The sequence below is a fragment of the Edaphobacter sp. genome, assembly GCF_035532915.1.
GTDB lineage: Bacteria > Acidobacteriota > Terriglobia > Terriglobales > Acidobacteriaceae > Edaphobacter.
The window spans coordinates 1-13,329 of record NZ_DATKQC010000380.1; the positions used below are offsets into that span (position 1 = coordinate 1).

Sequence of the window (13,329 nt, forward strand, 5' to 3'; positions counted from 1 at the left end):
CTCTCAGACCTGGGATGGAGCGCCCAAAAACTCCCCCACCATCGCCCACTCCTCCAAAGGCACCCCCTACGTCCCCGGAGCCCTCAAAGACCTCTCCATCTCCCGCAGCAGCTTCAAGTGGGGCATCCCCGTCCCCGGCGACGAGAAGCACGTCATCTACGTATGGCTCGACGCCCTCGCCAACTACATGACCGCCATCGGCTACGGCTCCGACGACCCCGCCGACAAGGAAAAATTCAAAAAATACTGGCCCGCCGACCTCCACCTGGTAGGCAAAGAGATCATCCGCTTCCACTGCGTCTACTGGCCCGCCTTCCTATTGGCCGCAGGTCTGCCGCTACCCAAAGCCATCACCGCCCACGGCTGGCTCCTCTTCGAAGAGTCGAAGATGTCGAAGTCCCGCGGCAACATCGTCCGAACCGAAACCATCCTCGACGCCTTCGGCTCGCTCCTGACCAATCCCGCCCAAGCAGGTCGTCCTGTTAAGGGCACGGCTTCAGCCGTGCCGCAAAGCGCCTCCATCGCAGACGCGGCTTTAGCCGCTGAGGTTCCGCCTTCCTCCGAAGAGCCCCCACCCCCTACACCAGCCAAACAAGACCTCTTCGCCGCCGACGTCATCCGCTACTTCCTCCTCCGCGAAATCCCCTTCGGCCAGGACGGCAGCTTCAGCTTCGACGCGCTAGTCCAGCGCTACAACAGCGACCTTGCAAACGGCTACGGCAACCTAGTCAGCCGCACGCTCAGCATGATCAATCAATTCTGCGAAGCCGCTATTCCATTCACACCCAGGGCAGATGTCAATAATGTGTTTTGGAATAGTTGGTCTGAAATTTTCAAAAAGGAATTAAGTTTTGAAGAGTTCGAATTTGCCATTCAACTTTCATTTATAGAGCGACAAATCAAAGCAGTTGATTCCCTGCTCACAACTTGGGCACCATGGAAATTAGCGAAGGCAGCGAGTGATATGGATCGAGGTCATGCTCGAGATTGCCTCTACACCGCCGCCGAATCCATCCGTATCATCACGGCCCTCCTCTACCCAATCCTCCCCTACGCCACCGCCAAAGTCTGGTCCCAACTAGGCCTCGGCTCCATCGAAGAAGCCGCGCGCAATGGCGAACTGAAAAATCTCCAATGGGGAGGCCTCAAACCCGGCACCAAGCTAGGCCCACTCTCCCCCATCTTTCCCCGAGCACCCAAGGAACTCATCCAGACAATGATCGACATGGAACTGAACAACGCCGCCCCCAAGACCGCCGAACCCGCTGGTCTCCCTCAGGTCAACATCGAGGTCGATAACCCGGCCCACAACCACACCGAGTTCCGCGAGTCCCCCATCTCGTCCGAATCCGCCAACCGGGCCATGAATCTCATCGCCGAGACCGTCCACCCCATCACCGAAACCTCCACCGCTCCCGACACCCCCCAGATCGCCATCGACGACTTCGTCAAAATCGACCTCCGCGTCGCCCGCATCCTCGTCGCCGAGCGCATCCCCAAGGCCGACAAGCTGCTCCGCCTCGAAGTCGACCTCGGCTACGAAAAGCGCCAGATCCTCTCCGGCATCGCCCAGTGGTACACGCCCGAAGAGCTGATTGGCCGCAACATCGTCGTCATCGCCAACCTCGCACCCCGCAAGATGCGCGGCCTCGAGTCGCACGGCATGCTGCTCGCCGCCTCGCACGGCGAAGACGGCAAACCTGTCCTCGCCACCTTCGGCGAAGACATCGCCCTGGGCTCCCGCCTCAGATAGCGGCGTTAAGCTCTTCGCTCCTCACCCAAATGCACGTCATCTCGACCGAAGTCACGGACAGCTCTATCGTCCGTGACGCAGCGGATCGACCCCTGTATTTGCCATTGCCTGTCTCTAAATCTGAGCCATCGGTGGAAAACCGGTGCCAGGCCTTCTGCGCCCTGATGCGCCCGGACGCGAACTCAAACCCGCTGCACAGGGGACTCCCGCCCAATCGCGATCACGAAATACTGCGCCGCGACCGTTCCGACGTTCTTCAGCCCATGCATCTTATCGGATGCGGCAAACAGGACCCCACCCGGCCCAACCGTCTCTTTTTTGCCGTCGTTGTCGAACTCCACCGTACCCACGCGGATCATCATGAACTCCGAGTGCCGATGCTTATGTGGAGGATGCGGCATCTGCCCCGGCGGCAGGGTCGTCTCATGCATCTCGACATACTCGCCCGTCGGCAACATGCCCTGCGTGACATGCCTGCTCTCGCCGCCATTCTTCGAATGGCTCACCGGCAGCTTGTCGTAGGCAAAAGCCTCGGAGTCCGACAGCACCTTCGTCCCTGGAGGCGGCAGCTCCTGCGCCCCAGCCGACACACTCCCCATCGCGGCAAAGGCGGACAGGGCAACACAAAGATCGCGGCGGTTCAAATTTTTCATGCCGCCATCTTACGCGCTGGCTTCGTCCTTCGCCAATGCCTCTTCGGCAGTCTCGGCACCGCCAAAACGCGCCGAAGGCTTCATCAGGCGCGATATCCCGGCAAGCCCGATAATGCCCGTTCCCAGCAGAAACAGGGACGAAGGCTCAGGCGTCAACGCGGTGGCCGTAGTGGCGGCACCATCGGATTGGGTCAGATATCCACTGCTGAAGTTCGTGCTCGCCAGCCCAGCATTGCTTCCCACCGCGCTGTTGTAGAACCCATAGACCTGAAGCGTCGAAGCACCCGTCGTTCCCGGCGAAGTTCCGCACTGCGCATAGCCCAGGCAGAGGCCAAGATTGCCATTGGCATCGGCCGTGGTGTTGAAGTAGAGCGCGATCTGGCCGCTGTCTTTGTTCGAGGTGATGTAGTTCTGACTCAACCCGTTGTAAGCGCCTGTCAGCCAAGCCCGGTTGAACGTCGGCAGACCTGGATTGTCGAAGGTCGGATCGTTGAAGGTCAGGTTGGCCAGCGTGACATTGCCGTTGCCATTCAAGGTGACGGTGCCGGTGACGGAGTATCCGGCCACGAAGGCACCATCGAGGTTATAGATGCCAGGGGTGATCGTGCTGGCGTAGGCGGAGATGCCAAAGCTTAGAAGTGCAATGAATGCGAGTGCGGGGAGGGTGCGACGCATACTGTTCGCTCCTTAAAGGAGATTTGACTGAGTTAGAAGCTAACAGTAGCGTGCCGTAGTTGCTGCCACTATTTTCTACAACTTTGGTGCAGGTTGCTCCCTCCGGCCACACCTGCCAAACCTCCCTCCTGCGTCACTTCCGGCTACCTCTCCCGGTGTCTCCGCCAATCGCGAGGACGACATATTTTGCGGGCACATCGCCCACGTTTTTTACCCGGTGCAGCGTCCCGTAAGCCACGTAAATCACTCCGCCCGAGCCGACCGTGTCGGTCTTGCCATCGTGCTCAAACTCCAGCGTTCCCTCTCGCACCACGATGAACTCCGAGTGATCGATCCGGTGCGCCGGATTCGGCACGCTGCCCACCGGCTGCATCGACTCATGCAGGGCCACACTCTCTCCCGTCGCCAGCACCCCCTGCACGATGCCCCGGCTCTCCCCTCCATTGGCCATCGTCTTCACCGGCATCTGGTCAAAAGGAAACACCCTCGCCTGCGCGAGGGACGTGCTCGCCTTCGAAGACACCCCAGGCGTACTCTGCGCCAGAACCATCCCTCCACTCAAAACAAGACCACCCAGAACAACACTCCACAGCCTCAACCTGCCGATATTTTTCATGCCGCCATCCTACGGCACGCCAAAATGAGCCAATCCTGACACGCATCTGTCATAAGACAAGTCGTCTCGAAGATCCCCGAAGAGCTGTCAAGGCCCAAGGCCTGAGGTCCGCTATCGCAAACACAAGAAAATACAAAGGTTAGAACCGAAAAATAAACCAGAATTATCTGCAAAAGAGTTCTATCCCATTCGCTAAAATAGAAAGAGTAGAGAAATGCTCCAAGGTCCAGCAGTCCCACGCCGAGCCTAAACCTTTTAGAAGCAGGACTTTAGATATAACCCTTTTAGATGCAAGACTTTAGAAAATAAACCCTGTAGATACAAGACTTTAGCGCAAAGGTACCCCGGGGGGTACCTTCCTGAACCCATTGCATTCCTCTGAGAACTGTCCATGCCTCTGATCGATTCCCACGCACATCTCGACTTCTACACCGACGACAGAGAAGACGTTCTTCGCCGCGCCTACGCGGCAGGCGTTCACAGCATCCTCGCCATCGGCATCGGCGAAGGTCCCGACACCATGCATCGAGCGCTCGAGATCGCCCACGCCAGCAGCGGCGAGCCGCGAATCTTCGCCAGCGTCGGCATCCATCCTCAGGAGGCTGCCAAAGCCAACGGCAAAGCCCTCGCCAGGCTGGCCGAACTAGCCGCCGACCCAAAATGCGTCGCCATCGGCGAGATCGGCCTTGACTACTACCACGTCGAAAACCCCGAGCCACCCATTCAAAAGCAAGCCTTCATCGCCCAGATGGAGATAGCTGCAGCCGCAAAGAAGCCCATCATCATCCACTGCCGCACCAGCGAGCTAGCCACCGCGCAAGCCAAGGAAAAATACGGAGAAGCTGACGCCTGGGAAGACCTGCTCACCCTCATCGCCGACCACTGGAGTCCGCAAGGAATCGGCGGCATCATGCACTGCTTCTCCGGCTCCGTCGAACAGGCGCGGCGCTCGCTCGAAGCAGGCTTCTATCTCTCCTTCGCGGGCAACCTCACCTATTCCAAGGCCCAATCGATCCGCGATGCCGCGGTCGCCGCTCCCTCCGATCGCATTCTGGTCGAGACCGACGCACCTTTTCTCGCTCCCATCCCTCATCGAGGCCAGCGCAATGAGCCCGCGCTTGTCGTCCATACCGCCGAAACCCTCGCCGTCCTTCGCGGCATCTCATCACAAGAGCTTGCAGCGATCACGACCGAAAACTTCCACCGCCTTTTTCGCAGCACCGAAGATCAATCGACCACGGATCGCAGAGATAAGAGTTCTTAAATCCGTACTTGTCCGTGAAATCCGCGGTCGCCGTTCTTTCAACCATCACCTGAGGTATAAAAACATCATGGCATCCGACAACAGTTTCGACGTAGTCAGCAAAGTAGAGCTTCAGGAAGTGAAGAACGCCATCGACCAGGCCTCGAAAGAGGTCCACGCCCGCTTCGACCTCAAGGACTCCAAGTCCAAAATCGAGCTCGAAGGCACCGACGCCATTCAGCTGGCTTCGGAGAGCGAATACACCCTCAAGGCAGTCATCGAGATTCTCTCGCAGAAGCTGGTCAAGCGCGGCGTCTCTCTCAAGAATCTTGAGTACGAGAAGATCGAGCCGGCCTCAAACTCCAGCGTCCGCCAGAAGATCAAGCTGATTCAGGGCATTCCCTCCGAGAAGGCGAAGCAGGTTGTGGCCCTCATCAAGGATTCGAAGAAGAAGGCACAGGCCAGCATTCAGGGCGATACCGTGCGCGTCGTCAGCAAGGACCGCGATGTGCTTCAGGAAGTCATGGCGCTGCTGCGCGGCAAAGATCTGGGCGTGGACCTCCAGTTCACCAATTTCCGCTCCAACTAGCACGAAATTCTGATACTCCAACCCTGATACTCTTAGATACGAGTGAGCACGCTCTCCATCGCGACCGCAGCCGAGGTCTTCGACCTCCTCCGTGACGACCTCGCTGCCATCGAGCGCGAGTTCGCCAGGCAATCCTCGTCCGATGTCGCCGTCATCACCGACATCGCCCAGTACCTCATCGCGGGCGGCGGCAAACGCATCCGTCCGCTGCTGTTGCTGCTCTCGGCCAAGGCGCTCGGATGCGACAGCCACAGCCGCATCCGGCTGGGCGCGGTGGTCGAGATGCTGCACACCGCAACCCTCGTCCACGACGACATCATCGACGAGGCCGACACCCGCCGTGGCCGTCCCTCTTCGAACACCACCTGGGGCAACTCCAAGTGCGTCCTCGCGGGCGACTGGCTCTACATGCAGTCCTTCGCGACCGCGCTTGAAGAGCGCAACTTCCACGTTCTCGACCTTCTTATCTCGCTCACCAAGCAGATGGTCGAGGGCGAGCTGCTCCAGATCGAAAAGCTGGGCCATCTCATCAACGAGGAAGAGTACTTCGACCTCATCTTCCGCAAGACCGCCTTCCTCTTCAAGGTCTCCATGCAACTTGGGGCCGCAGTCACTCAGGCAAGCAATGAGATCGAGTCCCAGCTAGGCGAATACGGGCGCAACCTCGGCCTCGCCTTCCAGATCGTCGACGACGTTCTCGACCTGACCGCTGCTGAAGACGTCCTCGGCAAGCCCGTAGCCTCCGACCTGCGCGAAGGCAAAGCCACCCTCGCCGTCATCCACGCACTTGAGCGCGGAACCGGAGCCGACCGCGAAGCCATCCGCACGGTACTGGCCGACCGCAGCTTCGAGAACGCCTCGCACCCGCAGATTCTTGAGATTCTCCACCGTCACGGCTCCATCGAGTACGCCATGGACACCGCCTGCGCCTACGCCGAGGCAGCACGTCTCAGCATCGCCGACCTGCCCGAATCCGAAGCCAAGCGCGCCCTGCTCTGGGTGCCCGGATTCGTCACCACCCGCGACCGCTAGTGGCAGTTCTGTTCCCATTCAAACTTAAAGACACTCCGGGGATTTCCATCATGAAGACTTCGCTTTCTCTGGCCGGTGGTTTGGCCCTGATGTGCTGTATCAACGCTGTGCCCTCGCGCGCACAGATTGTTCCGCTGCCCACGCCAATGGCTGCCCACGCGTCCGCCGCCGACCGCAGCAAAGCTCTGAACGCGCTGTTCGACGAGATTTGGCAGGAAAAGCTGAAGCATTCGCCCGAGTATGCCTCTTATCTCGGCGACAAGCGCTACAACGACCAGCTTACGGACTATTCGGTGCAGGCAGTCAACGCCTCGCTGGCGCGCGGACGCGGGTACATCGAGAAGCTGGGAATGATCGACACAACCGGCCTGACGGATCAGGAAAAGCTATCGGCCGAGCTGATGATGCGCTCGCTGATCGACGATCAGGAAGCAGCGCGCTTCAAAGAGTGGGAGATGCCGGTCAATCAATTCAGCGGCTTCCACACCGACCTCGCACAGATGCCGAACGATCTTCCCTTCGACACGGTGAAGGACTACGACGACTACATCGCGCGGCTGCAGAAGGTGCCGACGGCGTTCTCGCAGATCACAACGAACATACAGCTGGGCATCGACGATGGACGGGTACCTCCTGAATACCTGCTCGAAAAGGTGCTGGTCCAGGTGCAGACGCTGGCCGACCAGAAGCCAGCGGACAGCCCCTTTGCCCTGCCGCTCAAGAAGTTTCCCAAGACCGTCGATGCTGCGGAACAGAAGCGCATCTCCGGCGAACTGCTCAACGTCATCGCCACCGATGTGCTGCCCTCTTATCAGCGGTTCGCGAAGTTCATGAAGGTGGACTACGTTCCCAAGGGACGCAAAGATCCCGGCGTTTGGGCGCTGCCGGACGGCGATGCCTACTATGCCTTTCGTATTCGCCAGAGCACGACGTTGAACAAGACTGCAGCGGAGATTCACCATATCGGGCTCGACGAGGTAAAGCGGGACGAGACCGAGATGCTGGCCATCGTGCACAAGCTGGGCTTCGCCGACCTGAAGAGCTTCAACGCGGCCTTGAAGACGAATCCGAAGGAGCATCCCACCTCGAAGGAGCAACTGCTCGATGCCTATCGCGGATACATCGCGCAGATGCAGCCGAAGCTGCCCGAGCTTTTCGGCACGCTGCCGAAGGCGAAACTCGAGGTCGTTGAGATGCCCTCTTACATCGCCAAAGACCAGGCAGAGGCCTTCTACGATCAGGGCAGCGCCGATGGAAAGCGTCCGGGCAAGGTCGATGTGAATACCTACAACTTCGCCGAGCGGTCGCTGGCCGGAGTCGAGGCAGTCTCCTATCACGAAGGCATCCCCGGCCATCATCTGCAGATCTCCATCGCGCAGGAACTGACCGGCCTTCCAGAGTTTCGCAAGCAGGCCTACTACACGGCCTACACCGAGGGCTGGGCGCTTTACAGCGAGCGGCTGGGCAAAGAGATCGGCTTCTATCAGGACCCCTACAGCGACTACGGACGTCTCGAAGCGGACATCTGGCGCGCGATTCGGCTGGTGGTCGATACTGGCGTCCACTCGCAGCACTGGACGCGGCAGCAGATGATCGACTACTTCCACGCGCACACCGCCATGGACGACACCAACATCCAGGCAGAGGTCGACCGCTACATCGCATGGCCCGGACAGGCACTGGGCTACAAGATGGGCCAGTTGAAGATTCTGGAACTGAGAGAGCGCGCGAAGACTGCTCTGGGGCCGAAGTTCGACATCAAGGCCTTCCACGATGAGATTCTCGACTCGGGCGCGCTGCCGATGGATGTGCTCGACCAGCGGGTCAATGACTGGATCGCCGCACAGAAGAAGTAACGTCTCTGATCGCTGAGATAAAAACACTCTGGTAGCAAGTTGATTTAAAAGCACTCTGGTAGCCTTGCTATATGAGCGACGAAACGTATGAAGTTGTGGCGCCCGTCCCGGTGATGCCCGGACTGCGCGTAGCGATTCTTGGCACCGGCAAGATGGGCGGCATTCTGCTGCAGGCCTTTCTCAAGAACAATCTGGTATCGCCAGACCAGATCTTCGCCACCGTTCATCATCCGGAACGGGCACAGGCTCTGTCGGCGCAGTTCGGCGTCGAAGTGACCACCGACAATCTCGCCGCGGCACAACAGGCAGACGTGATTCTGCTGGGCGTCAAGCCGATTCAGGTGCCGGGAGTGATCGAACAGATTAAGCCGGCGCTCTCCCCGGACAAGCTTGTGCTTTCGTTCGCCGCTTCGGTGATGACACGCAGCATTGAAGACGCTTCAGGCCACGATCTCGGCGTCATCCGTGCCATGCCGAACACACCCGCGATGCTGGCCGCCGGAATTACCGCGCTCTGCGGTGGACGCTTCGCCTCAGAAGAACAGATGGCCATCGCGCAACGTATCTTTCAGACCGTCGGGCGCACCGTGGTCGTCGACGAAAAGCACATGGACGCTGTGACCGGGCTATCCGGCTCAGGCCCGGCATTTTTGTACATCATCATCGAAGCGCTCGCTGAGGCAGGCGTGAATGTAGGACTGCCGCGCGATGTAGCCACACTGCTGGCCGCGCAGACCACGCTCGGCTCGGCAAGGATGGTGCTCGAGACGGGATATCATCCGGCTCTGCTTAAAGATGCAGTGACCACACCGGCAGGCTGTACCGTCGACGGTATCCTCGAACTTGAAGAGGGCGGCTTGCGCGTGACGCTGATCAAAGCGGTGAAGCGTGCCACGCAGCGCGCCAAAGAACTGGCCAACGGCTAACGAATATCGGCCGGTTTGAAATTGGCGAATATCGGTCGATTCTTTTGTGCTGCGTAGAATGAAAAGCATGGCAACGGCTACGGCGATGACAGTGAAGCGGACCTCAACGGCGTTAGTTAGTTATGCGTGGGCAGTCGTTGCGTATAACATCCTCGTCATCCTTTGGGGAGCGGTTGTGCGCGCCACGGGATCGGGCGCAGGATGCGGCGACAACTGGCCGCTCTGCAACGGCGACTTCTTTCCGCACCATCCGCGTCTCGCAACCGTCATCGAATATGCTCATCGCTCCATGTCCGGGGTCAGCGCGGCTCTGGTAGTTGGACTAGTGATCTGGACTTTCTACGCTACAAAGCGCGGGGACCGGGCGCGTCGAGCCGTTGTAGCCTCTGCCATCCTGCTGGTGACGGAGGCTCTATTGGGCGCCGTGCTGGTGCTGGGGGGATACGTTCAGAACAACATCTCAAACGCACGCGTATTCATGCAGTCGATTCACTTCACGAATACTCTGCTCTTTCTGGGATCGCTGGCCTTGACGGCCTGGTGGCTGGGCGACCGGCAAACGCTCACTGCGGGCTCCGTTCGCTCGCATAACAGCCTCACCGTGCCAGCCTGGGTGGCGATCATCACGACCATCCTCACCGGAGCCACGGGAGCAGTGGCAGCGCTGGCAGACACGCTCTTCCCTTCTCCGAGCCTGCTGGCTGGTTTCGCCTCGGACTTCGCCGCCAACTCCCCGCTGCTGGTGCGGATACGATGGGTGCATCCCGCCGCGGCTGTTGTAGGTTTCTGCTGTGTGATCTGGCTGGTGATGAAGATGCGCTCGCGGCTCAGCTGGATTGTGGCGGCGCTGCTGGGCCTGCAATTCATCCTCGGCATCGCCGATGTTCTGCTGCTGGCACCGACCTGGATCCAGATCGTTCATCTGCTGGGCGCGGATCTCTATTGGGTGGCGCTGGTCTGCCTCGCTGCCGAGGCGCTTTGGGGTCGGGCGCACACGGCAGCTGTCGCAGAATAATTTACCGTCCGCTATCGCAAAAATTGCGACGGCAGGGTACCGATCTACTTGTCTTCTACCTTGTGAACAATATGCTTCGTGCCCCGGGCGGTCTTGTGATACACCTTCTTGGTGCCACGCTTAGTCTTATGGTAGGCGGTCTGGGTTCCGTCCGAGGTCTTGTGATATGCCTTCCGGGTCCCGGTCGAGATGCCGTGTCCGGTATCTTTGGCGGCGTCTTTAGTCTCGGTGCCGGCGTTCTTCATGTCCCGCTTGGCGCCATCCTGCGACAGGGCAAAGGTTGAGGTCATGCCCAGCGTGAGGATACCTGCGAGCAAGAGGGTGCCTGTTTTGCGAATCTGCATTGTGCGATCTCCACGAGCGTTGAAATGCGCTCTCCGTTCCATAAGATTCTACTTGGCATCCGGGAGTTGCAGTACGCTCGGGAGCGTCCGCGCTGCAGCGCCCGGAGACCATGGAGCCTAAAACGATTTACTAATGGGAAATACCCTCTTTAGCCTGAATTTAATCGCTGGCTTGTTCGTAATTGATTCCTGTATAGTGGCAACGAACGGAAATTATCGGAATACGCTTTCCTGAAGGATTTAAAGCCTTCCGTGAATCGCTCCGCAAGGCTCCGCCAGATACAACCAGCTTTGATTGAGAGGGTGTGGACGCTTCCCTGCCGTTGGCAGAGACCGTTCGCCTGAGGTTTCCACTGATGCAGTTTTTTGCTGCTCTGATGATGGCAAATGGTCAAATGACCAAGCTTGCCCCGGTAGATATTCTGATTCTGGCGCTGTACTTTGCGCTGGTCGTATTCATCGGCTTCTACGCCAAGGGGAAGGCGAACACCAGCGAAGACTTCTTCCTGGCCGGGCGCGAGATGACTGCCTGGATCGCGGGTCTGAGCTTCGTCTCCGCAAACCTTGGATCGCTGGAACTGATGGGATGGGCCGGCGCTGCCTACCAGTACGGCATTCTGGCCACACACTGGTACTGGATCGGCGCCATTCCCGCGATGCTCTTCCTCGGCATCGTGATGATGCCGTTCTACTACATCTCGAAGACCCACTCGGTGCCAGGCTACCTGCAACTCCGCTTTGGCGAACCCGCACGCGGCCTGTCGGCTGTCTCCTTCGGCGTAATGACCATTCTGATGAGCGGCGTGAATATGTACGCCATGGCAGTCGTCATGCAGACCGTCCTGGGCTGGAACATTAGCTTCAGCATCTGGGTGGGCGCGGCCACTGTGGCACTCTACGTGATGCTGGGGGGACTGCGCTCAGCCATTATCAACGAGGTGCTGCAGTTCGTTCTGATCTGGGCAGGTGCGGCGATGATCCCCATCCTCGGCCTGGTCGAAGCGGGCGGATGGACCAACCTGAAGGCACAGATCGCCGTCAACGTCGGTCGCAGTGACTACACCCATCTGTGGAGCACGCTGGGCCACTTCAGAGACAATCCCATGGGCGTGCACTGGACCGGCATCGTCTTCGGTCTGGGCTTTGTGATCAGCTTCGGTTATTGGACGACCGACTTCCTCGTCGTTCAGCGTGTGCTGAGCGCAAACAATCTGCGTGCCGCCAAGATGGCCCCGGTGATCGGAGCGGCCTTCAAGATGGCGGTTCCGTTCATCGTCATCGTGCCCGGCCTGTTGGCGTTGGCCGTACTGAAGAACCCCGACGGCAGCGTGATGCATCTCGTTCCGGCAAGCATTGCCAAGGTGACCGGACAACACAGCTACGACGACGTGCTTCCGCTGATGCTGATCCGATACTGCGGTCCGGGCCTGATGGGCCTCGGCATTACGGCGCTGGTCGCCGGCTTTATGAGCGGCATGGCGGGCAACGTCAGCGCCTTCTCCACCGTGTGGACCTACGACATCTACGGCGCCTTCATCAACAAGAAGGCCAGCGACAAGCACTACGTCGCAATGGGACGCTGGTCGACCGTGATCGGCATGCTGGTCAGTGTCGGCACGGCCTACCTTGTCATGAACGCGGCCAGCATCATGGACTACGTCCAGGCGCTGTTCACCTTCTTCATCGCTCCGTTGTTCGGTACTGTGATCCTCGGCATGTTGTGGAAGCGCGCGACCCACGCTGGCGGCTTCTGGGGTCTGCTCGCAGGCACGGTCTCTTCGATCGGCATGTTCATCTGGACGCATAGCGATGCCGGCGCACTGCGCTACATCGCCCTCAGCGTGGATGCCAAGCCGATGGCAGAGAACCTCTATCGCGGCCTGTGGAGCTGGCTGATCTGCGTCAGCGTCACAGTCGTTGTGAGCCTGATGACAAAGCCCGTCCCTATCGAGCAGCTTAGCGGCCTGGTCTACGGCGTTACGCCGATTCCGCACGACGGATCGAAGACGCTTTGGCAGAAGCCGATATTCTGGGCCATTGTGGTCATCACCATCTTCTTTATTCTGAACCTGATGTTGTGGTAGGAGCTGGATTATGAATGATAAGCGCGATAACGACAAACGCGATGTGGAGACAGCAGAGCTGTCAATCTGGTTCTTCTGCGGCATCCTGATGCTCGCCTACGGCCTGGTGCTGGTGTTCACTGGAATCTCTGAGTTTCACAACCCTCCACCGAACGAGGTCTTGCTGCCATGGTTGCAGCCGCTGCACCCGACACTTTGGTGGGGCGCAGTCATGACCATATTTGGCGGAATCTATACGATCAAATTCTGGCCGAAGCGGAAGCTATTCTAAAAAAGCCTCTAGCTAAGTCCAGGTTTTGAAAGGGCGGGATCTCAGTCCCGCCGTCAACGCAATCGAATCAACGCGGCTTTAGCCGCTGAGGGAATGTTCAGGACTTAATCAGACCATCCCTGAGTGCAATTCGATCCTATGCAGTAAAGCCCCGTTCGCGGGTTCAAATCGATTTGGAGAAGATGATGTCGAAGCAGATGACGATGGGCGTGATTGTTGGCAACCGGGGATTTTTCCCGAGCCATTTGGCGACGAGCGGGCGTTTGGAGATG

13 protein-coding genes are annotated in these 13,329 nt (G+C 58.9%); 9 read left to right on the forward strand and 4 right to left on the reverse strand.

The window, feature by feature from the left end; translation table 11 throughout:
• Positions 1 to 1,753 (forward strand): methionine--tRNA ligase subunit beta (gene metG / locus VMU57_RS18115; protein WP_325385981.1); only part of this gene is annotated, 1,753 nt, incomplete at its 5' end.
• Positions 1,754 to 1,935: 182 nt separating this feature from the next.
• Here metG and VMU57_RS18120 read toward each other — a convergent pair.
• The 3 genes from VMU57_RS18120 to VMU57_RS18130 form a co-directional block, all read right to left on the reverse strand.
• On the reverse strand, positions 1,936 to 2,406 hold the full coding sequence (locus tag VMU57_RS18120; protein ID WP_325385983.1) for a cupin domain-containing protein: 471 nt from the start codon (positions 2,404 to 2,406) through the stop codon (positions 1,936 to 1,938).
• A gap of 9 nt (positions 2,407 to 2,415) precedes the next feature.
• Positions 2,416 to 3,081, reverse strand: coding sequence for a PEP-CTERM sorting domain-containing protein (locus VMU57_RS18125; RefSeq protein ID WP_325385985.1), 666 nt, complete (start codon positions 3,079 to 3,081; stop codon positions 2,416 to 2,418).
• 133 nt (positions 3,082 to 3,214) lie between these two features.
• A complete protein-coding gene (locus VMU57_RS18130) occupies positions 3,215 to 3,697 on the reverse strand; it encodes a cupin domain-containing protein (RefSeq protein WP_325385987.1) in 483 nt (160 codons plus the stop codon).
• Positions 3,698 to 4,088: 391 nt separating this feature from the next.
• Here VMU57_RS18130 and VMU57_RS18135 point away from each other — a divergent pair, with 391 nt between their 5' ends.
• The 6 genes from VMU57_RS18135 (at position 4,089) to VMU57_RS18160 (ending at position 10,358) form a co-directional block, all read left to right on the forward strand.
• Positions 4,089 to 4,961, forward strand: coding sequence for a TatD family hydrolase (locus VMU57_RS18135; RefSeq protein ID WP_325385989.1), 873 nt, complete (start codon positions 4,089 to 4,091; stop codon positions 4,959 to 4,961).
• Between the two features lie 67 nt (positions 4,962 to 5,028).
• Complete coding sequence (locus VMU57_RS18140) at positions 5,029 to 5,529, forward strand: YajQ family cyclic di-GMP-binding protein (protein WP_158908871.1); 501 nt, start codon at positions 5,029 to 5,031, stop codon at positions 5,527 to 5,529.
• A 42-nt stretch (positions 5,530 to 5,571) separates the two neighbouring features.
• On the forward strand, positions 5,572 to 6,561 hold the full coding sequence (locus VMU57_RS18145) for a polyprenyl synthetase family protein (protein ID WP_325385992.1): 990 nt from the start codon (positions 5,572 to 5,574) through the stop codon (positions 6,559 to 6,561).
• Positions 6,562 to 6,611: 50 nt separating this feature from the next.
• Positions 6,612 to 8,417 carry a DUF885 domain-containing protein gene (locus VMU57_RS18150; RefSeq protein WP_325385994.1) on the forward strand — a complete coding sequence of 602 codons (1,806 nt, stop codon included), beginning with the start codon at positions 6,612 to 6,614 and terminating at the stop codon, positions 8,415 to 8,417.
• 71 nt (positions 8,418 to 8,488) lie between these two features.
• A complete protein-coding gene (gene proC, locus VMU57_RS18155) occupies positions 8,489 to 9,343 on the forward strand; it encodes a pyrroline-5-carboxylate reductase (RefSeq protein WP_325385996.1) in 855 nt (284 codons plus the stop codon).
• A gap of 67 nt (positions 9,344 to 9,410) precedes the next feature.
• Positions 9,411 to 10,358, forward strand: a complete 948-nt coding sequence (locus VMU57_RS18160) for a COX15/CtaA family protein (protein WP_325385998.1) — start codon at positions 9,411 to 9,413, stop codon at positions 10,356 to 10,358.
• A gap of 44 nt (positions 10,359 to 10,402) precedes the next feature.
• On the opposite strand, the gene VMU57_RS18165 is transcribed toward VMU57_RS18160, so the two are convergent.
• Positions 10,403 to 10,702 (reverse strand): hypothetical protein, encoded by a 300-nt coding sequence (locus tag VMU57_RS18165; protein WP_325386000.1) that lies wholly within the window; start codon positions 10,700 to 10,702, stop codon positions 10,403 to 10,405.
• Between the two features lie 395 nt (positions 10,703 to 11,097).
• On the opposite strand from VMU57_RS18165, the gene VMU57_RS18170 reads away from it, so the two are divergent.
• Positions 11,098 to 12,786, forward strand: a complete 1,689-nt coding sequence (locus tag VMU57_RS18170) for a sodium:solute symporter family protein (RefSeq protein ID WP_325386002.1) — start codon at positions 11,098 to 11,100, stop codon at positions 12,784 to 12,786.
• A 10-nt stretch (positions 12,787 to 12,796) separates the two neighbouring features.
• A complete protein-coding gene (locus VMU57_RS18175; protein WP_325386004.1) occupies positions 12,797 to 13,057 on the forward strand; it encodes a hypothetical protein in 261 nt (86 codons plus the stop codon).
• Positions 13,058 to 13,329 lie beyond the last annotated feature (272 nt).